Source organism: Roseobacter sp. HKCC-CH-9351 (assembly GCF_037830295.1).
Lineage (GTDB): Bacteria > Pseudomonadota > Alphaproteobacteria > Rhodobacterales > Rhodobacteraceae > M30B80.
Genome location: NZ_JBBLYM010000001.1, coordinates 789,585 through 811,761, shown reverse-complemented (window position 1 = coordinate 811,761; position 22,177 = coordinate 789,585). Strand labels below are relative to the sequence as shown.

Sequence of the window (22,177 nt, the reverse complement as noted above, 5' to 3'; positions counted from 1 at the left end):
TGCGCGCTAGGTTTGTCCATGAGCGGCAAAACCAAGCGCCAGCGGGCTGTTGCTGGTCTGTATCAGGGAAGAAAAATGCAGGTGAAGCAAAACGCCTTGCAATGGTGCGCGCCTATGGCCGCCATTTTCATATCGCTTGGCACAGAGGTAAGCTTGGCTCAGGGATTAGCGGTCAGCAGTTCACCCTTGCCTTACCCACGACCTGCCACGCTCAGCACCCAATCCAGCCCTGCACCCCGCGAAAGTTTTTCTCAATGGCGCGCAGATTTCGCATCCCGCGCCGTGGCACAAGGTATTTCGCCCGCAGTGGTAGATGCCGCCCTTGGCCGAATGACCCCGTTAGATGAGGTTGTGCGTCTTGATGGCAATCAATCCGAATTTGTGCGCCCCATTTGGGACTATCTCGACAGCGCCGTTTCCACGCAACGCATCGAAGGCGGGCGGGCCAATTATCAAAGGTGGCGCGAAGATTTGGCGCGGATCGAGTCTCAATTTGGCGTTCCTGGAGAGTTGGTTGTCGCCGTTTGGGGGGTCGAGACATCCTATGGCAGTTTCCGTGGGAACACAGACACATTGCGCGCATTGGCCACGCTGGCATGGGAAGGGCGCAGGCGCGCCTATTTCGAAGCCGAACTTCTCGCTGCTTTGCAAATCCTAGAGATTGGGGCGGTCAGCCCCCGCGCCTTTGCAGGGTCATGGGCAGGGGCAATGGGGCATACGCAATTCATGCCAACCAGCTATCTGGCCTATGCGGTCGATTACACGGGAGATGGTCGCGCAGATATTTGGGGCGATGACCCGCGCGACGCCTTGGCCTCAGCCGCCAATTTCCTGAGCGAAGCAGGATGGCGGCGCGGGCAACCTTGGGCGTTAGAGGTGCGGTTGCCACAAGGATTTGACTATCGCCTTGCCAGCCGTGAGGAAAAACGCGGTGCCAGTTTTTGGCGCAACCGCGCAGTCACGCTCGCGGATGGCACGCCCCTGCCAGATCATGGGCCCTCTGCGCTGCTCCTCCCCGCTGGGGCGAATGGTGTGGCGCTTATGGTCTACGATAATTTTGGTGTCCTAGAGCGCTATAACCCCGCTGACAGCTATGTGATCGCGCTAGGTCATTTGTCAGATAGGATCGTGGGGCGTTCAAACGGATTTCGCGCCACATGGCCCCGCAATGACCGCGTCCTAACGCGGAGTGAGCGTGCAGAATTGCAAACACTACTCACCGCGGCAGGGTTTGATACAGGCGGGGTCGATGGGCGGATTGGCCCCAATAGCGTGGCAGCAATCCGCGCCTATCAAATTGCCAACGGCCTCCTACCTGATGGCTATGCCAGCCCCGATCTTTTACGCCGCCTGCAATAGGTGGGACTCGACTCTTTCTGGAGTGTGGACTAAATAAGAACAAAATGTGAACATTTGATGGATGATTTCGAATGTCCGCCCCCGCCCCCCAAATGGCCCGTACCAAAACGCGCCGCATTTTGTCGATCTATTTGCCGCATCTTGCTGCGGAGCAAATCTTGCGCCTACATCGCGGCACGAGCCTGCAACCACTTGCCGTGATTGCGGAAGCGGGCAATCGGCAAGTTCTCTCCTCGCTCTGCCCCAAAGCACAAGCCGCAGGGCTTTATCGTGGACAGGCGTTAAGCGCCGCTATGGCGCTATGTGCAAATCTGATCACCCGCAGTCAAAACCCTGCGCAAGAACAAGCCTTTCACAAGGCGCTGTGTCGATGGGCAGAGAAATTTTCGCCTTGGATCGCGGCGGAGGGGACAGATGGTCTGGTGATGGATATTTCTGGCTGCGCTCATCTTTTTGGTGGGGAAACCGCCATGGCCGAGACCATTTGCGCCGACCTCGCGGCATTGGGGCTAAGTGCGAAAATCGGGCTTGCCGATACGCGCGGGGCAGCTTGGGCCTTGGCCCGCTTTGGACATGGTCGTGGCAGAGCGCAACAAGCCCGTGGTGATGCCATCAGCCAAGAAGCGCGCGCTACGCGGGCACGCGCCGCTTTGCGCAGGCGTAACATGAGCCCAAAATTTGCGCCACTTGCCCGCCAAAGCAAAGAGGCGTCTATTCATATCGCACCCCCGTTAGAAACCCGCGCGGCAGTTTTGCCCTTGCCTATCGCCGCTTTGAGGCTTGGAGACGAAACGATAGACGGGTTGGCACGGCTTGGCCTGCATCAGATTCACCATCTGCTTGCGCAACCCCGCGCAGGTCTGGCACGGCGCTTTGGCCAATTTTTGCTCCAGCGCCTTGACCAAGCTTTGGGAAGTCTTGCCGAACCTGTCTCGCCCGCGCGCAGCACGCCCTATTTCGCGGTGCGCATGAGCTTTCCCGAACCCATTGGCACAAGTGATGATCTTCATGCAGCGATCCTGCGTTTAACCGAAGCGCTGTGTCAAAAGCTCGACAAAGCAGGGCGAGATCTGCGCAGCCTACGTCTTGATCTTGCCGAAATGACCGAAGCGCGCCGTCATATCACTTTGCGGCTTGCGCGCAGCCATACCGATGCGCGCACCGTTTACAGCCTGTTGAAATTACAGATGGAACAAGGCCTCAAAGATTTAGAACCTTCTACAGCCTTTGATATGATCCGCCTTGAGGCGCTGCAAACCGAGGCGCGCAATGCCATCGCACATCAAGGCGGGGATAGTTCCGCGCGCGCCCATGCGGCGCGCAGCGCCTTGGACGATCTGATCACGCGCATTGGCACAAGGATTGGGCTAGAAGCAATCACCCGACCCCATCCGGCAGAAAGCCATCTGCCCGAAAAATCACAGAAGTCTCTTGCGGCTGCATGGTCAGACCCGTTTGGGAACCTATGGCCACGCGCGCATCTTCCGCGCCCTTTAACCCTATTCAAGCCCGAATTTATTGATGCCCCCGACAGCCCAGAACCGCCATTTCGCTTTGCATGGCGGCGACAAAATTTCACTGTGAAATCCTATATCGGCCCTGAAAGAATCGCGCCAGAATGGTGGCTTGATGACCCCAATTGGCGCACTGGATTGCGGGATTATTGGTGCATTACCACCGAGCAAGGTGCCAGATTATGGCTTTTTTATGCCCATGGGGGCGCGATAACAGGCGGTTGGTTTGCCCAGGGTGACTTCACCTAAAAGGCGAAACTCAAATAATTTCAATGCATTGCCGATTTGCGAACAATCCGTTTCCAAGGATTGGATTTTTTTATTTTATTAATAATGTCTAAAAACATAAGATTGTGGCCGATTTCACTGCGAACGAAACGCTACAAGTGCTGCTGACCAATGCAGATGGTTCTTCGGCTGATCTGACAGGGGCGAGTTTGCAATTGGTGGCAGACGGCGCGAACACCAATGTTCTTGTGTCCTTTGGTGGTGGGCCAGGCACATTGGTGGCGACCTTGCAAAACATTACGCCTACGCAAATTACCGCGGGATCAATTACTCTCACAAATTAAGGTACAATTCACTCCAACTGAAAAGGGCGCGATCTCTCGCGCCCTTCTTTTTTGGCCTTTTCAGATTGCCGCTTTACGGCTTTCGTCAAGGTAAATCTCGCGCAAACGTGTCGCCACAGGGCCAGGTTTTCCTGTGCCAATAGGCGTTCCATCCAGTTCAACCACAGGCATCACGAAGGTTGAGGCCGAGGTGATAAATGCCTCATCTGCCGCTTGCGCCTCGGCGACTGTGAAGGGGCGTTCTTCTACCTTCATCTGTGCTTCACGCGCGAAACGCAGCACCGCTGCGCGGGTGATCCCATGCAAAATTTCAGTGCTAAGATTGCGGGTGATGATCGTGCCATCCTTGATGATATAAGCATTGTTTGACGTGCCTTCTGTCACAGCACCATCTTCCACCATCCACGCATCGTCACAGCCAGCCGCCTTTGCCATCATCTTGCCCATGGACGGGTAAAGGAGCTGCACAGTCTTAATATCGCGCCGCCCCCATCGCTGATCTTCAATAGAGATCACCTTCATCCCTGTCTTTGCCATTGGGCTTTGTGCCAAACCTGGTTTGGACTGGGTGAACAGCACCAAGGTTGGCTCTGTCTCGGGAGCAGGATAGGCAAAATCGCGATCATTGGGTGCGCCGCGAGTGATCTGTAGATAGATCATACCATCGACCAAGGCATTGCGCGTCACCAGTTCGCGATGAATTTCAAGCAAGCGGTCACTGTCGCATGGCGCGCGCATACCCAATTCGTTCAAGGAACGGGCAAGGCGTTTTGCGTGGCCTTCGAAGTCAATAAGTTTGCCATCCAAGACGCTGGTCACCTCATAGACGCCATCGGCAAACAGAAACCCCCGATCAAACACCGAAACTTTGGCCTGATCCTCGGGCAGATATTCGCCATTCACATATACGATGCGCGTCATCTCAACTCATCCCCATAATTCTGGACGCGCAGGATGCACCCCGTCTGCGTCAAATGTCAAAGCGTGCTCACGGTCTTCTGCCAGAAGAAGCGGCCCGTCAAGATCGGTAATTGCCGCGCCTTGTGCCACGAGAAGCGCAGGGGCCATAGCAAGAGAACTGCCAACCATGCAGCCCACCATAATCCCATAGCCCTCCGCCACAGCCGCATCGCGCAACGCAAGCGCCTCTGTCAAACCGCCTGTTTTATCCAATTTGATGTTCACCATATCGTATTTGCCCACCAGATCAGGCAGGCTCGCACGATCATGGGCGGACTCATCGGCGCAAACTGGCAAGGGGCGGGCGATTTCAGCCAAAAGATCATCGGCACCCGCAGGAAGCGGCTGTTCCACCATCTCGACCCCGAGACGGATCAGATGCGGCGCAAGATCACTGTAGCTGTCCACAGTCCATCCCTCATTGGCATCCACGATGATCCGCGCGCGTGGCGCACCACGGCGCACCGCCTCAAGACGCGGCATGTCATCGGGCGTGCCCAATTTAATCTTAAGCAGCGGGCGGGATTGGTGGCGCGCTGCCGCAGCCTCCATGCGCTCTGGCGTGTCAAGCGACAGGGTATAGGCTGTAATCTCAGCGCGCGGCGCGGTCGCAAGCCCCGCCAAATCCCAAACGGGCAGCCCCGTTGATTTTGCTTCCCAGTCCCATATCGCACAATCGACTGCGTTTCGCGCGGCCCCTGCGGGCAATGCGTCCTGCAAGCTTTTACGATCAATCCCTGCAGGCAGCCCCTCTATTTGCGCCACGACCGAGGCTATGCTCTCGCCATAGCGCGCATAGGGCACAGATTCGCCCCGCCCCGTGATCCCATCGCGGCTGATGTGGACTGTGACCACCTGCGCCTCACTGCGCGAGCCGCGTGAAATCGTAAAAACCTCGGCCAAGCGAAAGGTTTCGGGCGTGGCCGTGATGGTAAAACTCATATCGCCTCCAATGCGTCACAAAGACGTGCAGCACCTTGGCGGAAAGGATCGACAGCAGGCAAGCCCATGCGCTTTTCAACCTCTGCAAGATAGGCCAAGGCTTCATCCTCGCCAAATGCCGCTGTGTTGATTGAGATCCCCACCACTTGCGCCGCTGCATTAGACTGGCGTGCAAGTGTCAGGGCCAGATCACGCAGCGCCTCAAGGCTTGGCATTTCATAATCGGGCAGACCACGCATATGGGGGCGGGTTGGTTCATGGCACAAGATCAACGCATCGGGCTGACCCCCATGCACCAAAGCCATGGTCACACCAGAATAGGAAATGTGGAACAGGCTGCCCTGTCCCTCGATCATATCCCAATGATCTGGGTCATTATCAGGGGTTAACCATTCCACCGCCCCTGCAATGAAATCCGCAATGACCGCATCCAAGGGCACGCCTTCGCCTGTAATCAGAATACCTGTCTGGCCCGTGGCGCGGAAACTGGATTTCAACCCGCGCGCCTTCATCTCGGCATCCATGGCCAGCGCCGTATACATCTTCCCAACCGAGCAATCCGTGCCAACGGCAAGGCAACGCTTGCCGCTGCGTTTTACGCCATTAGCGATGGGATATTGCACATTTGGCACCCGCACATCATGCAGACTGCGCCCTGTCGCCTTGGCTACGGCGACCAAATCAGGCTCATCACGCAACAGATTGTGCAACCCAGAGGCCAGATCAAACCCTTCCTCTAGGGCTGCGATCAAAACCTTTTTCCATGCAGGCGAGATCACCCCGCCACGATTGGCAACGCCAATCACGAGGGTTTCCGCACCAGCGGCGCGCGCCTCGGCCAAAGTCATATCGGGCAAGCGCATATCGGCCTGACACCCTTCCATGCGGAATTGGCCTATTGCGTTCTCAGGACGCCAATCACGAATACCTTGCGCCACTTTGGCCGCCAAAGGGTCGGGCGCATCGCCCAAAAACAAAAGGTAAGGGGTCTTGATCATCTTGGCTCTCCGACAAAGAGGTGAAGCTTTGTCACAGGATAATCCAAGCCGTCAGAAATTCTTTCGCAAAATCACGCGACCTGCACGCAATTTTCGCACGTATTTCTTGAAAAATAGACCACAAGCGGCGGTTTATTCCGTTATTTCAGTCGAATCAGGTCAAGTATCCCGAAACCTGTGGCGTCACTTCTTCAAAATCCAAAGCGGCGCGATCAGAGGCGGCGGTGTTGCGCTTGAATTCATAGCGCATCAAATCACCATCTTGTTCTGAGGCGATAATTAACGCCTGATATTGGTGAAGAGAGCCTTCGTAAACATCCACCAAACCGCGCAAATGCGGGGTGGTTTCCGCGTCAACCGCGAAACCTGAGGGCGTGAATTCTAGGATTGCATAGACATCATCCCCGATCTGAACCGAACGGGTCGCGCGGCGCTTGAGATCGCGCATCTTCGCGTGGCGCAGGCCATCTACGACATCTTTGGGCAAAAAATCGTTCATAACACACCTATCAACTCCCACTGTAACATGGATCATGCTTGGTTTTGGTCAACATCGGGTTAACCAACCTGCAAATTCGTTGCCAATTTGCAACATGGGTTCTGTGCATATACGCAGAGTGCCTCTGCATGACCTAGGGTTGGACGAAAAGGCCACACGCATTAGGTCTGAGGCAACAGGAAACAGCGAGACGAGGCGGAACCAATGGGTCTTTTGATCGATGGCACATGGCAAGATGTTTGGTATGACACCGAAAAATCAGGCGGCGCATTCCAGCGCAGTGTGGCCTCGTTTCGCAACTGGGTGACCGAAGATGGCAGTGCAGGCCCCTCAGGTGAAGGCGGCTTCAAGGCAGAATCGGGTCGCTATCACCTTTATGTTTCACATGCGTGCCCTTGGGCCAATCGCGCCATGATCTTCCGCGCCATCAAGGGTCTGACTGACCATATCAGAGTCAGCGTTGTGCACCCCGATATGCGCGGGGATGGGTGGACATTTTCCACAGATTTTGACGGCGCTACGGGGGATACACTCTACGGCCTGCCTTTCGCCCGTGATGTCTATCTCAAAGACACACCCGACATGACGGGCCGCGTTACAGTTCCAATCCTTTGGGACAAAGAGCGCGAGAAAATCGTCTCGAATGAGAGTTCGGAAATTATCCGAATGTTCAATTCGGCCTTTAACGGGATCACAGGCGACACGCAGGATTTCTACCCCGAAGAACTGCGCCAAGAGATCGACCAAGTGAATGCGCGCATTTATGACGAGGTGAATAACGGCGTCTACAAATCAGGGTTCGCGACCTCACAGGCGGCCTATGATGATGCTGTGCATACGCTTTTTGAGGCGCTCGATTGGTTGGATGACGGCCTCAGTCGCAACCGCTATCTGATCGGCGCACGCATCACCGAGTCCGATTGGCGGCTGTTTACCACGTTGATCCGATTTGATCTGGTCTATCACCTGCATTTCAAGTGCAACCGCAAGCGGATCATCGATTACCCCAATCTTTGGGGCTACACGCGCGAGCTATATCAATGGGCGGGTGTGGCAGATACGGTGCATTTTGATCATATCGTGCGCCATTACCATTACAGCCACGATATGATTAATCCCGCACGCATCCTGCCGATTAACCCTGTGCTGGATTTCAACGCCCCGCATGAGCGTGACCACCTCTAGGCGGGGCGGGACAAATCGCCTATCTAAGGCGGCATGACGACCAAAACCCAACATAGCCGTGACCATGGGGGCGGCATTGATGCCGCGGCTGCCCAATATGGCGGGGCGCGCGCAGATTGGCTTGATCTTTCAACAGGGATCAACCCCTGCCCCTACCCAATCGGTGACCTGCCTGCCGATGCATGGCGCGCCCTGCCCGATCAAGGGGCTGAGGCCGCGCTGATTGCCGCCGCGCGCGCATTTTGGTCGGTTCCCGCATATCTTGATATTCTGCCAACACATGGCGCCTCTGCGGCAATTGCGCGATTGACCACGATTTTTCGGGATTTGGACAAATCCGTGCAGATCACCATGCCCACCTATAATGAATGGGCGGCCAGTTTCGAGGGTGCAGGTTGGACGATATCCCAAGGCAGCGCCGCGCTTGCGATCTATGTCCACCCCAACAACCCCGATGGTCGCCTCGCGCCTGCACCAGTCAGTGACAAAATCCGCGTCTATGATGAAAGTTTCTGCGATGTGATGCCTGAGGCAAGCCACCTGCCCAAAATCGCAGAAAACAGTCGCGATATTGTGCTTAAAAGCTTTGGGAAATTCTGGGGCCTTGCAGGTCTGCGCCTTGGCTTTGTCATCGCCGCCCCCGACACGATTGCCCGTTTGCGGGCGGTCATGGGCCCATGGTCTGTTTCAGGCCCCGCCCTTGTGATCGGGGCGCGGGCCTTGCGTGATCCCGAATGGGCCGAAGATACCCGCCGCAGATTGGCGCAAGATGCGGCGCGGCTTGATGCGCTGATGGCGGCGGCAGGTGCAAATGATCCGCGCGGCACAAGCCTGTTTCGACTGTTCCATGTTGGCAACGCTGCGGCCCTGCAATCCAAGCTTGCGCAGCATCACATCTGGACACGCATCTTTCCCTATTCCACCTCTATGATCAGACTGGGCTTACCCCATGCACCCGAAGACTGGACAAGGTTGGAAAAGGCATTGGCATGATCACGGAAACCGCTGCCCTCTTGGTTCTGGCGCTTGGCCTTGATGCCCTATTTGGCGAACCGCGCATGCTGTGGCAGCACATCCCACATCCTGCCGTGGTGATGGGGCGGATCATTGCTTGGGCAGATCGCCGCTACAACAACGAAAACGCGGCTGCACGCAGCGCAGGCGTGACGGTTATGGCGCTTCTGTCCCTTGGCGCTTTGGGACTTGGGGCCACAATCGCGCTGTTGCCCTATGGAGAGGTGATCTCAATCCTGCTTGCAGCCATCCTTATCGCACAGCGCAGCCTCATATCCCATGTCTTGGCCGTGCGCGATGCTTTGGGCCTATCGCTGCCTGAAGCCCGCCGCGCGCTCAGCGATATCGTGGGGCGGGACACGGCTGAATTGGGTGAAAGCGAAATCAGCCGTGCCGCGATTGAATCGGCGGCTGAAAATTTTTCAGACGGGGTGATTGCCCCTGCCTTTTGGTTTCTCATCCTCGGGCTACCTGGCGTGTTGCTCTATAAACTCGTGAACACAGCCGACAGCATGATTGGCCACCGCACCCCGCGACATGAGGAATTTGGGTTTGCTGCCGCCAAGTTTGACGACATCCTCAACTACATCCCTGCCCGTCTCAGCGGGGCACTGATTGCCGCTGTTTGCGGCAAACCTGCGGCTTGGGCGGTGATGCGCGAGGACGCCTCAAAGCACCCAAGCCCTAATGCAGGATGGCCCGAAGCCGCAATGGCAGGCGCGCTTGATATCACATTGGCAGGCCCGCGCAGTTATCATGGGCATCTCAGCGATCACCCAAGCCTGAACGCCGCAGGACGGGCAGAGGCCACACGCAGCAATATTTCGAACGCGGTTACGATCCTTTGGAAATCATGGGCCGCATTTGTGTTTGCTGTCTTACTTCTGGCGGTCTTGGCCACCTAGGCGACCAAGGCCTCAGCCTTTTTCAGATCAACACTGACCAATTGGCTGACACCTTGCTCGGCCATTGTGACGCCGAACAAGCGATCCATCCGCGCCATCGTCACAGCATGGTGCGTGATGATCAAGAAGCGCGTTTTGGTGCGGCGGGTCATCTCGTCCAACATATCGCAGAAACGGGTCACGTTGGCATCGTCCAAAGGCGCATCCACCTCGTCCAACACACAGATTGGTGCAGGATTGGCCAGGAATACCGCAAAGATAAGCGCAAGCGCGGTAAGGGTTTGCTCCCCCCCCGACAACAGTGACAAGGTCGAGAGTTTCTTGCCCGGCGGTTGGCACAGGATCTCAAGCCCCGCTTCGAGAGGGTCATCGCTTTCGACCAAAACAAGCCGCGCTTCACCACCGCCAAAGAGGTGACTAAACAACTGTCCAAAATTGCGGTTGACCTCATCAAAGGCTGTCAAAAGACGCTCGCGCCCTTCTTTGTTCAAGGCCGCAATCCCCGAACGTAGCTTTGAAATGGCCGCTTCAAGATCCTGCTTTTCTGACAGCAACGTGTCATGCTCGGTTTGGACTTCGCGCGCATCCTCCTCAGCCCGAAGGTTAACCGCACCAAGCGCATCGCGCTGACGGCGCAGGCGCATAACATCGCCTTCAAGCTTTTCAGCCGAGGCCATATCGGTCGGGTCTGTCTCTAATTGCTCTAACAACGCATCAGGGGTGACTTCCATCTCCTCATGGATGCGCTCTGCTGCATGGGCAACGGATCCTGCCGCACCATCGCGCCGCGCTTCGGCAGCCGCGCGGGCTTCGCGGGCATCCGAGGCGCTACGTTCGGCATCGCGCTCGGCAGATGTCGCGGTGCGCGCAATACCTTCTGCAACGCTCAACGCATCTGCGGCAAACGCCTTGCGCGCCTCGGCATCTTTGATCTTTTGCGCCAATTCTGCGCGCTGGCCCGCAAGATGGTCGGGTTTGTTCCTCGCATCTTGCAATTGAGCCTCAGCCTCAATGCGGCGGGTATTCAACTCCGCCATGCGGGACTTTGCGGTATCAAGGCGCTTTTGCCACCCATCTACTTCGCTTGCAATTTGATCAATGCGGCGTTCCCGCGCTTCGCCTTCGCGTTTGATCTCATCATGCGCCGTGCGTTTGGCCAACATCGTCAGACGCGCAGCCTCTACTGTCGATTTCGCGCTTTCAACCCGCGCGCGCATTGTCGTGAGGTCTTCAAGGGCTTTTTGCCCCGCCTCAGCTTCAACCAATTGCCGCTCGGCACTTGCGGCTTCCTCGCCATGGCGGCTGACGGCTTGGGTCAATGTCTCAAGACGACCCGCCAAAATATTGCGCTCTGCTTCGGCGCGCGACAAGAGGCGGCTGGCTTCGGCCATCGCACTATCGGCGTCACGGCGCGATTGGCGGGCAGTTTTATCTGCCTCGCTTGCAGCAGTGAGGCGTGCTGAAATTTCGTCATGACGGCTGCGGGCGGCATCGGCGGCATCCTTAGCCGCAGTCAATTCCTGGTCCAACTTTTCCAGTTGATTGACCTGCTGCAAGCGCCGTGCAGCCGCGCTTGAGCTGTCCTCAGATGCAAGGCTATAGCCGTCCCACCGCCAGAGATCACCCTCGCGGCTGACCAAGCGCTGACCTGGCAAAAGATCCTTTTGCAACCGCGCCCCATCTGCCGCATCGACAATACCGACCTGCGACAAACGCCGCGCCAATACGCGCGGCGCGCGGGTGACATCGGCCAAACAAATCGCCCCTTGGGGCAAGGGTTGGGGATTGGCATATTGATCCAGACCAAGCCACCCCGTCAGCCGTGTTGCCAGACCATCTGCGCGGATCGGGGCCTTGAGGTCATCGGCCAAGGCCGCCCCAACGGCGGCCTCAAAACCCACATCCACCTTCACATGATCCAGCAATTGCTCCGCCGCGCCCTGCTCACGCTCAAGCAGGCGGCGCAATGCGCGCACTTCGGACTCAAGCGTGCTGAGCGTGCCATTGGCCTCAGCCAAAGCCGCGCGGGCCTCGCCCTCTTCGCTTTGTGCGGTGGCGCGATCTGCTTCGGCCTGTGCCAATGCAGCCTCAGCTTGGTTTGCTTGCTCTGTCGCACTGGCCAAAGCGGTTTGTGCTGTGTCTACATCGTGGCTCACTTCGGCCAAGCGCGCTTCGGCTTCCGCCGCCGCAAGCCGTGCCTTTTCCGCCTCGGCGCGGTTTCGCTCAAGGGCCGCGCGGGCGTCAGAAACAATGCGCTCTGCGGATTGATGGCGCGCTGCAAGACGCGCCACGTCTTCTGTCAGCTGACTGAGGCCCGTTTCACAATCGGCCAAAACCTCAGCGGCATCAGCGGCCGCAAGTGACGCTGCCTTCAGCGCCTCATCATGGCCTTTACGCGCCTCAAAGAGGGCTTCGCGCTCCTCCATCAGCTTGGCCACTGTTTCGCTTGCATCCGTGTTAAGGCTGTCCTCGCGACCAATGTCACGGGTCAGTTGTTCAATCCGTGCTTCCAAACCTTCAATCGCTTGACGAACACGGAAATCTTCGGCTTGCAGCGTTTCGCGCTCTACAGTCAGCCGCTGCAAAATTGCGGCGGCAATTGCCTCCTCCTCCCGTTTAGGGGGAAGGGCGGCTTCGGCCTCCTCACGCGCTTGGGCGGCCTTGACCGCGGCCGCCTCAGCCCGCGCCGCAGATTGCACGGCCAAGCGCAAGGTTTCCTCAGCGCGTGCGCGGGCCTGATCTGCCTCTCGCCACCGCAAATATAACAGCATCCCTTCGGCTTGGCGCAGCTCTGTCCCAATCTCGCGATACCGCGCGGCTTGGCGTGCCTGCCGAGCAAGCGAGGATAATTGACCCGCCAGTTGTTCAATCACATCATCAACACGGGTGAGATTGGTTTCTGCACCCTTCAGCTTTAGCTCGGCCTCATGACGGCGCTGATAGAGGCCCGAGATACCCGCAGCCTCTTCAAGAACCCGCCGTCTTGCGCGTGGTTTTGCGTTGATCAACTCCGAAATCTGACCCTGCCGCACCAAGGCGGGGCTATGCGCGCCTGTTGAGGCATCCGCAAACAGCATCTGCACATCGCGCGCACGCGTGTCTTTGCCATTGGCCTTGTAGGCGGATCCTGCATCGCGGGTAATACGGCGCACGACTTCAAGGGTGTCATCCTCGTTAAACCCTGCGGGTGCGAGACGGTCTTGATTGTCGATGCTAAGGGATACTTCTGCGAAGTTACGCGCAGGCCGCGTGGCCGCCCCCGCGAAAATCACATCTTCCATACCGCCGCCGCGCATCGCCGAGGCGCGGTTCTCACCCATGACCCACCGCAACGCTTCCAGAAGATTAGACTTGCCACAGCCATTGGGGCCAACCACGCCCGTAAGACCGTCCGAAATCACCAATTCGGTCGGGTCAACAAAGCTTTTAAAGCCGTTCAAGCGTAATCTGGAAAACCGCACAGGCAGACCCTTCGGTGATTCTTATCCAGTGTTACTGTCTCGCCGCTGCCATCGCAGAGTCAATCACGAACCCCACGATGTGGATAAATTTAAACAGTTTTCCACAAGATATAGTCAAATTTAGCCAATTTTCTGCCCTGCGACATTTCATCCATGGCGGTGCGGGTGAAACATTTACCTTCCTGACACGCATGCTGTCGATTGAAGTTCTGATCGCACTCTTTGGCATCATGGCCTTGACCAGCGTGGGCTATCTCGGCCGCTTCATTAATGGCACCGAAGCCTCTGCAGGCTCATACGCCCTTGTTTGCCCTGGCGTTGCAATGTCTGTCTTGGGTCATTTTTGGATCAACAAAGGTCTGGTCGCCACAGGCATGATCGCAAAATTTGGCGCAGCCTATTGGGTGGTCAGCGCATTGGTCCTTGGCCTGCAATTCGCAATGATCGCCTTGGTTCTGATCCTTGCGCGCAAACATTTCGCGAAGAACAGCGCCGCAGCACTTGCGCCCGCTGAATAAACCACACCCCACGAGGTTACGGGCTGCGATGCACATCGCGGCCCGTTTCATTTGTATAAATCCCATATTATCCTTTGCATTGAGATCATCCCCAAGCAGTGGTATCCTTGGGGCATTCGTCAGCGCCAGATGGTTGCCCATCTTAGACTGATGCCATGAAACGGAGGGCCTTCGTCCTGACTGGACCGAGAATGGCGGTAACTGACACCGCAGAGATTGCGCCGCATGCCGACACGCATGCACCCCGCATTGGTGGCAAGGATTTGCTAGACCAAGTGCTTGACTCTCTGAGCGATGACAAAGCTGAAAACGTAATCACGATCGAGCTGGCGGGGAAATCCTCGATGGCCGATTATATGGTCGTGGCTTCGGGGCGTTCGACACGGCAAGTGGCCGCTATAGCGACCAATTTGGTGGATCGCCTCAAGCAAGATTACGGGCTTTTGTCCAAAACCGAGGGCAAAGATGCAGGTGATTGGGCTTTAATCGACACGGGCGATGTGATCGTTCATGTCTTCCGCCCGGAAGTGCGGGATTTCTACCAGATCGAAAAGATGTGGCTGCCCAATGGCACGGCGCAGGCCTAATCGGCCATGCGCGTGTCCATCTGTTGTGTTGGTCGCCTGCGGCAAGGCCCCGAACATGATCTGATTACCGATTACCTTACGCGATTTGATCGCACTGGCCGCGCACTTGGCCTGACCTTAGGCGATGTCATTGAGGTGGAAGATAAAAAGAATCAGGGCATGAAAGCCGAAGGCGACTTGCTGCGCCGTGCTTTGCCAAAATCCGCGCTGATCTGGGCGCTAGACGAGCGGGGCGAGACCCTAAGCTCTCCAGAATTCGCCACAGGTCTTGGCCAAGTGCGTGATCAAGGAACAAGCGATTTGGCGCTGATCATTGGCGGGGCAGGTGGCATTGAGCCAAACCTGCGCGGCGAAGCCGCACGGCGTATTTCCTTCGGCCGTATGGTTTGGCCGCATATGTTGGTGCGGGTGATGCTGTCTGAACAGCTTTACCGTGCCGCATCAATCCTTGCGGGCGCGCCTTATCACCGCGTCTGAAACCTTTCTTTAAGCAAAATATCCGAACTTGGCCGCGATTGAGATTTCGCGCGAGAGGCCAAGATTGGCGATGACCTGCCTGACACCCATGTTGCATTTGGACAGCCCTGCACCCACGGGCCAGCACCCAAGGCCAGACGGGGATATGCCGCCTAAGGGTCGGTTGGTGGCGGTGATTGCAACGCATAATCGCCTCGCGTCTTTATCGCGCGCGCTTGATGCACTTCTGGAAAGCACATCTCGTGATCTGGCCGAACTGCGCGACTATTGCAATGCGGCGCTCATTCTAGAGGCGAGAAAGCTTAACTACTATGCAGACCTGAATGAGGCCATCACGGCGCATAAGGCCATGCTGTCGTAGCGCTCAGATATCCCGCAAACGGGGCGCGTTCGCGTTCAGATCGCCTGTTGCGGGCAAGATCTGCGGGCCTTTGCACACCAGATCACAGGGCGCACTGTGTCCGAAGACAGGCATTTGCCCCTTCAACAGAGATTGCACAATCACCGCACCGCGATCCTGAGGCGAAACCATCTGCAACACAAATGCCAGCCCAATGGCGACACTCAAAGCGACCAGTTTAAACCCACTGCGCAGTGATTTATTGTCAGTCCGTGTCATAGCCTGCCTCCCATTGCTTTGGGAAAATGTGGAAACTGCCCGCACTAAACTGTGATTGATATTGCACATCAAGACGGCATCCTGTCTCCTCACGCGAAGGTGACTAGGGCAAGGGCAAGGCAAATCATGGTCAGCACACATCAAAGCGAAGAAGACGCGCGCAATGAACATATTCTGATCTGGATCAACGGAGCGCTCAAACCGCGCGCCGAGGCAATGGTCAGCGTCTATGACAGCGGCTTTATGCTTGGTGATGGCGTTTGGGAGGGGTTACGTCTCTATAATGGGAAATGGGCCTTTTTAGACGATCATATGGATCGCCTGTTTGAGGCTGCCAAAGCGATTGATCTTGATATCGGCATGACCCGCGCCGCGGTGATTGCGGCCCTCGAACACACCCGCCGCGCCAACGAGATGCAGACCGATGCCCATGCCAGGTTGATGGTCACGCGTGGGGTCAAGATGCGCCCCTTTCAACATCCTGCCCTGTCGCGTTCTGGCCCGACTGTTGCGATCATCATGGAGCATTCCAAACCCTCCATCCCGCGCCCCATTCGTCTGGCCACAGTGCCACATCTGCGCGGCTTGCCGATGACGCAGGACCCCAAGCTAAACTCTCATTCCAAATTGAATTGTATTCTCGCTTGCATCGCCGCAGAAAAGGCGGGAGCAGATGAGGCATTGATGTTAGACATCCATGGCTTTGTGAACACCACAAATGCGTGCAATTTCTTCATCATTCGCAAGGGCGAAGTTTGGACAAGCACAGGCGATTATTGCATGAATGGGATCACACGGCAGAAGGTCATTGACCTGTGCCGCAACAATGACATCCCCGTCTTTGAGAAAAACTTTTCCTTGGTGGAAACCTATAGCGCAGATGAGGCATTTTTGACGGGCACATTCGGCGCGCAAACCCCTGTAGGCAAGATTGACGGCCGCGTCATCGGCACAGGCGATTTGGGGCCACTGACCACGCGCATCCGCGCGCTTTATAAAGACATGATTGATCAAGGCACAGAATAGAATGACAAAAATTGCCATGTGGTCGGGGCCACGCAACCTTTCGACTGCGATGATGTATGCCTTTGGGGCGCGCGCCGATTGCGCGGTTTGGGACGAGCCATTCTACGCCCCCTATTTGGAAGAGACAGGGCTCGACCACCCGATGCGATCCGATATCCTTGCCGCGCATGAAAGCGATGCCAAGATCGTGGCACGGCGCTGTGCAGGTAGCCCGCCTGACGGAAAAGAGCATTGGTATATGAAACACATGCCCCACCATATGTTAGATGGGTTTGACCTGACTTGGGCTGAGGGCTGCGTGAATATGCATTTGATCCGTCACCCCGCCCGCGTCATTGCCTCCTACCTCGCCAAACGCGATATGCCGAGCTTGCTTGATATCGGCTATCCTCAACAATGGGCGCTTTATCAACGCCTCCCTGGCCCAATTTTCGACAGCACAGATATTCGCGCGAACCCAGAGGCCATGTTGCGGATGATCTGCGCAGCGGCCGACCTTCCATTTGACGCGGCAATGTTATCTTGGCCTGCAGGGCCGCGGGCCCAAGATGGGATCTGGGCCAAGCATTGGTATGGGGCTGTGCATCGCTCAACTGGGATTTCTGATCCCGAAGGGCCATTGCCTGATTTGCCCAAAGAATATCATGGGCTGCTGACCGAGGCGCTTGAATATTACGAACAAATGCGCAGTCTAAAACACACAAGCTAAGGTTAAATCAGGGGGAGTGCGCGATGCGAAAATCAGCCAAAGACGAACAAATCCTATCCCCCGCCGCACCTCACCCCAAGTATTTCAGTAAGGCCGCAGACGCAGTCGCCGAATTGCAACTGCTGTATCAGGCGGCAACAAAATTCCTTTACGATGCCTTTTCCGAGGCCCTAAAGGCCCCGCGCGAGAACACCCGCTATCGCGCCTTTTATCCCGAGATACGGATTACCACGACAGGTTTTGGCAAGATCGACACCCGCCTTTCTTTTGGTCATGTCGCAGAACCGGGCACCTATTCCACAACGGTCACGCGCCCCGATTTATTTGCCAATTACCTGACACAGCAAATCGCCCTTCTGATTGAAAACCATAATGTTGAGGTCGCGATTGGGGTATCCTCCACGCCAATTCCACTGCATTTTGCGGTGCTGACAGATCCCAATCTCAACATCCCGCAAGAGGCTGCGCTGACCTTTCCCTTGCGCGATATTTTTGATGTGCCTGATCTGGGCGGCATCCATGACGAGATCGTCAATTCTTTTGGCTTTAAGCATCCAGACGGATCGGGGCCGCTTGCGCCCTTTACCGCCGAACGGATCGACTATTCTCTAGCACGGCTCGCTCATTATACCGCGACTGATCCTGTTTATTTCCAGAACCATGTTCTGTTCACCAATTACCAATTCTATATTGACGAATTCATTGCCTATGCGCGGGCAATGTTGGCCGACCCAAACAGTGGCTACACCGCCCTCGTTGGGCCGGGCAATCAAGTTTTGATGACGGCTGAAGCAGAGCTCACACATCCCGCAAAAATGCCCCAGATGCCAAGCTATCACCTCACCCGTAAAGACAATGCAGGTATTAGTTTGGTTAACATTGGTGTTGGGCCTTCAAACGCAAAAACCGCCACTGACCATATTGCAGTTTTGCGACCCCATGCATGGTTGATGGTTGGTCATTGTGCAGGTTTGCGCAACACGCAGGCGCTTGGAGATTATGTCTTGGCACATGCCTATCTGCGCGAAGATCATGTTCTTGATGATGACCTGCCCGCATGGGTTCCCATCCCCGCATTGGCCGAAGTTCAAATTGCCCTTGAGGATGCGGTGGCAGATGTTGCGCAAGTGTCTGGCTATGAATTGAAACGGATCATGCGCACAGGAACGGTCGCCACAATCGACAATCGCAATTGGGAATTGCGCGATCAATCTGGCCCCGTAAAGCGCCTCAGCCAAAGTCGTGCCATCGCACTCGATATGGAAAGCGCAACAATCGCCGCAAACGGATTTCGCTTTCGGGTGCCTTATGGCACGCTGCTTTGTGTCTCGGATAAGCCGCTGCATGGCGAATTAAAGCTGCCCGGAACGGCCTCAGAATTCTATAAAGCCCAAGTGACGCGACATTTGTTGATCGGCATTCGCGCCATGGAAAAATTGCGCGAAATGCCGCTTGAACGCCTTCATAGCCGAAAATTGCGGTCTTTTGAGGAAACGGCTTTCTTATAAATATATAAATTTCTGTCAAGATGCATGTTTTCTGCACCGTTATGTCTACTAATTGTTGTGTCCCTCCACAATATTAGGGTAATTTTGCGCTAGCGAGCCCAAGGGTTCGGGGAGTAAAGGAGATAAAAAATGGCACAGAAACCGATGACAAAGACGCAGCTTGTTGCCGCGCTTGCCGACGAAATGGGCAGTGACAAGAAAACCGCAGCAGCCGCTTTGGATGCAGTGACCGCAGTGGTCACCAAAGAAGTCGCAGGCGGTGGCGCAGTAACCCTTCCCGGGATTGGCAAAGTATACTGCCGCGCACGTCCCGAGCGTATGGTGCGCAACCCAGCAACGGGTGAGCAGATCAAAAAGCCTGCCGACAAGGTTGTGAAGGTCACAATCGCAAAGGCATTGAAGGACAGCGTAAACGGCTAAGTTTTAGCAGTTTCGAAATTTTAAGGGCCGCCTTCTTGGGCGGCCCTTTTTCTTGGGCGAGTTTCATGCTTCTGTGTCGCAAGCAGGTTTCCGCAGGATGCATGACATGGATTTTCGCGCAATTGGAATGGGGCTGATTTTCGCCCTCATATGGTCTTCGGCTTTCACCTCTGCGCGGATGATCGTTGAGGCCGCGCCCCCCCTCTACGCATTGGTTCTGCGCTTTGGATTAGCGGGTCTGATTGGTGTGGCCATTGCCAAGGCCCTCGGACAACACTGGAAATTTTCAGCCAAGCAATGGCGCGGCATTTTGATTTTTGGCACCTGCCAAAACGCGATCTATCTGGGCCTGAATTTTATCGCCATGCAAACGGTCGAAGCGGGGCTTGCAGCCATTATCGCGTCCAGTATGCCGCTGTTGGTAGCGACTGCGAATTGGGCGTTTTTCCGCGAAACCCTCCCAAAGCTAGGGATTTTCGGCCTAATTGCGGGCTTTACTGGGGTGGCGCTGATTATGTCACAGCGATTAACAGGCGGGGCGGATGTCATGGGCCTTGCACTCTGCGTCATAGCTGCCGTGGCGCTGACCATCGCAACATTGGCCGTGCGCAGTGCTTCAGCCTCGGGCGGAAATATGATGATGACCGTTGGCTTGCAAATGGCAGTTGGCTCGATTGTCTTGCTGCCCTTTGCCTTAATCTTTGAAACACCAGAATTTGACATGTCGCAGCGTCTCTTTTGGGCCTTCACCTATACAACTTTAGCCCCAGGTCTTTTGGCGACATGGATTTGGTTTTTGCTGGTGGCTCGCATTGGGGCAACCCGCGCCGCAACGTTTCACTTCTTGAATCCGTTTTTTGGCGTGGCGATTGCGGCAGCGCTCCTTGGGGAACAATTATCTTTAGCTGACATAATTGGGGTTGCCATCATCGCAGGCGGGATTTTGGCGGTGCAGCTGGCCCGCGTGACCCCAACGCCGCCAAGCAGCTAGGCCCCGTCAAGCGGCGTATCGCTGACAATGACGCGCAGATTATCAATAGCGATGCGATAGGGCGTATCCGTATCATCGCTGCCAAATAGGCTGATTTCGCTCTCTGCGTCATAGCTGCTGACCCCAATGCGCAAAGATAATCTTGTGGTTTCCTCTCCCGATTGCGCTGACCCATCGGGTTTGGGATGCGCGTCAAGCAATTGAAACCGCGTGCCTGTTGGGCTCTGCTGCGCGATCTCGATCACGGGGGCGTGCGCCTCGCCTGTAATGCGCAAGGCTGCATCGGCAAAGCTGAGTTCAACCGCTGCACCTTCCCATCCGTCAAGAAGCCATAGGTCTAACTCAAGCACAGCATTGCGAAAACCAAGTGGCAAAAGGATCGGTTTTTGGATCACCAACCCTGCTGCAACAGGGCCCAGAATACCGCCCGTTATCACGGATTGATTTGATTGGGCCGCACCACTAAAGCCGCCTTCGTTAAACTCGAGATCTTCGAAAGAGACCAGTCGGTCGTCTTGCGAGAACACCCGCAAACCCGCCGTGCTGTCATTGGTGCTTGCCCAGACATCGGGGGTCGGGCCGATCCGCCAAACCATCCCAATGAGGAGGCCAAGCGCCATGAGCGCGATGATCATCGTTCTTCCATCCACCCGAAAGGATCTCAGAAGTGCCCATGTTCGCTTGGCCTGTCGCATAGTTAACCTCTTACTCGTTTACCCCCTCAAGATCGCAAGGAAACTTGGTTAAAACGCGGCAAGGCCAAGAAAATTTTACGGAATTTGAAACTAATCTAAGAAACGATCAGCCGATGTTGCCACGATTTGCGCCGATTTGTCCGCGATGCAGCAACAAATGATCTAGAACCACACAGGCCATCATCGCTTCACCCACAGGAACGGCACGAATACCCACACAAGGATCATGCCGCCCTTTTGTGATGATCTCAGCCGATTCGCCCGATTTCGTGATCGTTTGGCGCGGTGTCAGGATGGAGGAGGTGGGTTTCACTGCAAAACGCACAACCACATCTTGGCCAGTGGAAATTCCACCCAAAATCCCGCCCGCGTGATTAGAGGCGTATTGCGGGCCATCTGCGCCCATCGTGATTTCATCCGCGTTTTCACTACCCCGCAAGGCAGCGGAGTTCATGCCCTCGCCAATCTCAACACCTTTCACGGCATTGATTGACATCATCGCTGCGGCCAAATCCGTATCAAGCTTGCCATAAATCGGCGCGCCAAGACCTGCGGGCAAACCGCGCGCGACCACCTCGATCACCGCGCCGACACTGTCGCCCGATTTGCGAAGGCCATCTAAATAGCTTGCCCAATCTGCCGCTGCCTTGGGGTCAGGCGTCCAAAATGGGTTCTGCTCAATCTGATCCCAGTCAAACCGCACACGGTCAATCTGATTTGGGCCCATTTGCACCATGAAGCCCGTGATTTGCAGATCAGGCAGCAGCGTGGCCAAAACCGCGCGCGCAACCCCGCCTGCAGCCACGCGTGCAGCGGTTTCTCGCGCGCTTGATCGCCCACCCCCGCGCGGATCGCGGATACCGTATTTTTGCCAATAGGTGATATCGGCATGGCCTGGACGGAATTTTTCGGCAATTTCAGAATAATCTTTCGACCGCTGATCCGTGTTGCGGATCATCAACTGTATCGGCGTGCCTGTCGTCTGGCCCTCGTAAACGCCCGAAAGAATTTCCACCTCGTCAGGTTCGCGGCGTTGCGTGGTGTATTTATTCTGACCTGGTTTGCGGCGATCAAGCCAATGCTGCAGCATTGCGGCATCTATCGCAACACCTGGGGGGCATCCGTCAACAGTCGCGCCAAGGGCTGGCCCGTGGCTTTCGCCCCAAGTAGTAACCCGAAAAAGATGACCGAATGTGTTCATCGACATTGGCGTGACCT

General features: G+C 56.0%; 23 protein-coding genes. 15 read left to right on the top strand and 8 right to left on the bottom strand.

The genetic code is table 11. From position 1 onward, the window contains the following. Window positions 1-18 precede the first annotated feature (18 nt). From AAC632_RS04175 to AAC632_RS04165, 3 genes are all read left to right on the top strand, one after another. Complete coding sequence (locus AAC632_RS04175; protein WP_340297968.1) at window positions 19-1,359, top strand: lytic murein transglycosylase; 1,341 nt, start codon at window positions 19-21, stop codon at window positions 1,357-1,359. Between the two features lie 71 nt (window positions 1,360-1,430). After that, a complete protein-coding gene (locus AAC632_RS04170; RefSeq protein WP_340297969.1) occupies window positions 1,431-3,122 on the top strand; it encodes a Y-family DNA polymerase in 1,692 nt (563 codons plus the stop codon). A 104-nt stretch (window positions 3,123-3,226) separates the two neighbouring features. Further along, window positions 3,227-3,445, top strand: coding sequence for a hypothetical protein (locus AAC632_RS04165; protein ID WP_340253096.1), 219 nt, complete (start codon window positions 3,227-3,229; stop codon window positions 3,443-3,445). Between the two features lie 60 nt (window positions 3,446-3,505). Here the strand turns inward: AAC632_RS04165 and AAC632_RS04160 are convergent, their stop codons facing one another. The 4 genes from AAC632_RS04160 to AAC632_RS04145 all read right to left on the bottom strand — a co-directional run bounded on the left by AAC632_RS04160 (window position 3,506) and on the right by AAC632_RS04145 (window position 6,844). Continuing rightward, the gene (locus AAC632_RS04160) at window positions 3,506-4,366 is read right to left on the bottom strand and encodes a D-amino-acid transaminase (protein ID WP_340297970.1); all 861 of its coding nucleotides are present in this window, start codon (window positions 4,364-4,366) and stop codon (window positions 3,506-3,508) included. 6 nt (window positions 4,367-4,372) lie between these two features. After that, window positions 4,373-5,347 carry an N-acetyl-D-Glu racemase DgcA gene (gene dgcA, locus AAC632_RS04155; protein ID WP_340297971.1) on the bottom strand — a complete coding sequence of 325 codons (975 nt, stop codon included), beginning with the start codon at window positions 5,345-5,347 and terminating at the stop codon, window positions 4,373-4,375. Further along, window positions 5,344-6,345 carry an N-acetyltransferase DgcN gene (gene dgcN / locus AAC632_RS04150; protein WP_340297972.1) on the bottom strand — a complete coding sequence of 334 codons (1,002 nt, stop codon included), beginning with the start codon at window positions 6,343-6,345 and terminating at the stop codon, window positions 5,344-5,346. The genes dgcA and dgcN overlap by 4 nt, the downstream gene beginning before the upstream one ends. A gap of 154 nt (window positions 6,346-6,499) precedes the next feature. Further along, window positions 6,500-6,844 (bottom strand): hypothetical protein, encoded by a 345-nt coding sequence (locus AAC632_RS04145; protein ID WP_340297973.1) that lies wholly within the window; start codon window positions 6,842-6,844, stop codon window positions 6,500-6,502. 204 nt (window positions 6,845-7,048) lie between these two features. On the opposite strand from AAC632_RS04145, the gene AAC632_RS04140 reads away from it, so the two are divergent. The 3 genes from AAC632_RS04140 to cbiB are packed head-to-tail and all read left to right on the top strand — an operon-like array spanning window position 7,049 to window position 9,948. Next, window positions 7,049-8,029, top strand: coding sequence for a glutathione S-transferase family protein (locus tag AAC632_RS04140; RefSeq protein ID WP_340297974.1), 981 nt, complete (start codon window positions 7,049-7,051; stop codon window positions 8,027-8,029). 33 nt (window positions 8,030-8,062) lie between these two features. Continuing rightward, window positions 8,063-9,022: a threonine-phosphate decarboxylase gene (locus AAC632_RS04135; RefSeq protein ID WP_340297975.1), complete on the top strand. Its 960-nt coding sequence runs from the start codon at window positions 8,063-8,065 to the stop codon at window positions 9,020-9,022. Further along, window positions 9,019-9,948 (top strand): adenosylcobinamide-phosphate synthase CbiB, encoded by a 930-nt coding sequence (gene cbiB, locus AAC632_RS04130; RefSeq protein ID WP_340297976.1) that lies wholly within the window; start codon window positions 9,019-9,021, stop codon window positions 9,946-9,948. The genes AAC632_RS04135 and cbiB overlap by 4 nt, the downstream gene beginning before the upstream one ends. Here cbiB and smc read toward each other — a convergent pair. Then, complete coding sequence (smc, locus tag AAC632_RS04125) at window positions 9,945-13,409, bottom strand: chromosome segregation protein SMC (RefSeq protein WP_340297977.1); 3,465 nt, start codon at window positions 13,407-13,409, stop codon at window positions 9,945-9,947. The two genes, cbiB and smc, sit on opposite strands and share 4 nt — an antisense overlap. A gap of 77 nt (window positions 13,410-13,486) precedes the next feature. Here smc and AAC632_RS04120 point away from each other — a divergent pair, with 77 nt between their 5' ends. The 4 genes from AAC632_RS04120 (at window position 13,487) to AAC632_RS04105 (ending at window position 15,352) form a co-directional block, all read left to right on the top strand. Then, a complete protein-coding gene (locus AAC632_RS04120; RefSeq protein WP_340297978.1) occupies window positions 13,487-13,927 on the top strand; it encodes a hypothetical protein in 441 nt (146 codons plus the stop codon). A 191-nt stretch (window positions 13,928-14,118) separates the two neighbouring features. Then, window positions 14,119-14,514 carry a ribosome silencing factor gene (gene rsfS, locus AAC632_RS04115; RefSeq protein WP_340297979.1) on the top strand — a complete coding sequence of 132 codons (396 nt, stop codon included), beginning with the start codon at window positions 14,119-14,121 and terminating at the stop codon, window positions 14,512-14,514. Window positions 14,515-14,520: 6 nt separating this feature from the next. Then, on the top strand, window positions 14,521-14,991 hold the full coding sequence (rlmH, locus tag AAC632_RS04110) for a 23S rRNA (pseudouridine(1915)-N(3))-methyltransferase RlmH (protein ID WP_340297980.1): 471 nt from the start codon (window positions 14,521-14,523) through the stop codon (window positions 14,989-14,991). A 70-nt stretch (window positions 14,992-15,061) separates the two neighbouring features. Next, window positions 15,062-15,352, top strand: coding sequence for a hypothetical protein (locus tag AAC632_RS04105; RefSeq protein WP_340297981.1), 291 nt, complete (start codon window positions 15,062-15,064; stop codon window positions 15,350-15,352). A 3-nt stretch (window positions 15,353-15,355) separates the two neighbouring features. Here AAC632_RS04105 and AAC632_RS04100 read toward each other — a convergent pair whose 3' ends face one another. Continuing rightward, on the bottom strand, window positions 15,356-15,610 hold the full coding sequence (locus AAC632_RS04100) for a hypothetical protein (protein ID WP_340297982.1): 255 nt from the start codon (window positions 15,608-15,610) through the stop codon (window positions 15,356-15,358). 126 nt (window positions 15,611-15,736) lie between these two features. Here AAC632_RS04100 and AAC632_RS04095 point away from each other — a divergent pair, with 126 nt between their 5' ends. The 5 genes from AAC632_RS04095 (at window position 15,737) to AAC632_RS04075 (ending at window position 20,264) form a co-directional block, all read left to right on the top strand. Further along, on the top strand, window positions 15,737-16,636 hold the full coding sequence (locus AAC632_RS04095) for a D-amino acid aminotransferase (protein ID WP_340297983.1): 900 nt from the start codon (window positions 15,737-15,739) through the stop codon (window positions 16,634-16,636). Window position 16,637: 1 nt separating this feature from the next. After that, window positions 16,638-17,345, top strand: coding sequence for a sulfotransferase-like domain-containing protein (locus tag AAC632_RS04090; protein ID WP_340297984.1), 708 nt, complete (start codon window positions 16,638-16,640; stop codon window positions 17,343-17,345). Window positions 17,346-17,368: 23 nt separating this feature from the next. After that, window positions 17,369-18,853, top strand: a complete 1,485-nt coding sequence (locus AAC632_RS04085; protein ID WP_340297985.1) for an AMP nucleosidase — start codon at window positions 17,369-17,371, stop codon at window positions 18,851-18,853. A gap of 129 nt (window positions 18,854-18,982) precedes the next feature. Further along, window positions 18,983-19,273 (top strand): HU family DNA-binding protein, encoded by a 291-nt coding sequence (locus AAC632_RS04080; protein ID WP_340244157.1) that lies wholly within the window; start codon window positions 18,983-18,985, stop codon window positions 19,271-19,273. A 106-nt stretch (window positions 19,274-19,379) separates the two neighbouring features. Next, a complete protein-coding gene (locus tag AAC632_RS04075; RefSeq protein ID WP_340297986.1) occupies window positions 19,380-20,264 on the top strand; it encodes a DMT family transporter in 885 nt (294 codons plus the stop codon). On the opposite strand, the gene AAC632_RS04070 is transcribed toward AAC632_RS04075, so the two are convergent. Next, complete coding sequence (locus tag AAC632_RS04070) at window positions 20,261-20,899, bottom strand: hypothetical protein (protein WP_340297987.1); 639 nt, start codon at window positions 20,897-20,899, stop codon at window positions 20,261-20,263. The two genes, AAC632_RS04075 and AAC632_RS04070, sit on opposite strands and share 4 nt — an antisense overlap. Before the next feature lie 166 nt (window positions 20,900-21,065). Next, window positions 21,066-22,166 (bottom strand): chorismate synthase, encoded by a 1,101-nt coding sequence (gene aroC / locus AAC632_RS04065; RefSeq protein ID WP_340297988.1) that lies wholly within the window; start codon window positions 22,164-22,166, stop codon window positions 21,066-21,068. Window positions 22,167-22,177 lie beyond the last annotated feature (11 nt).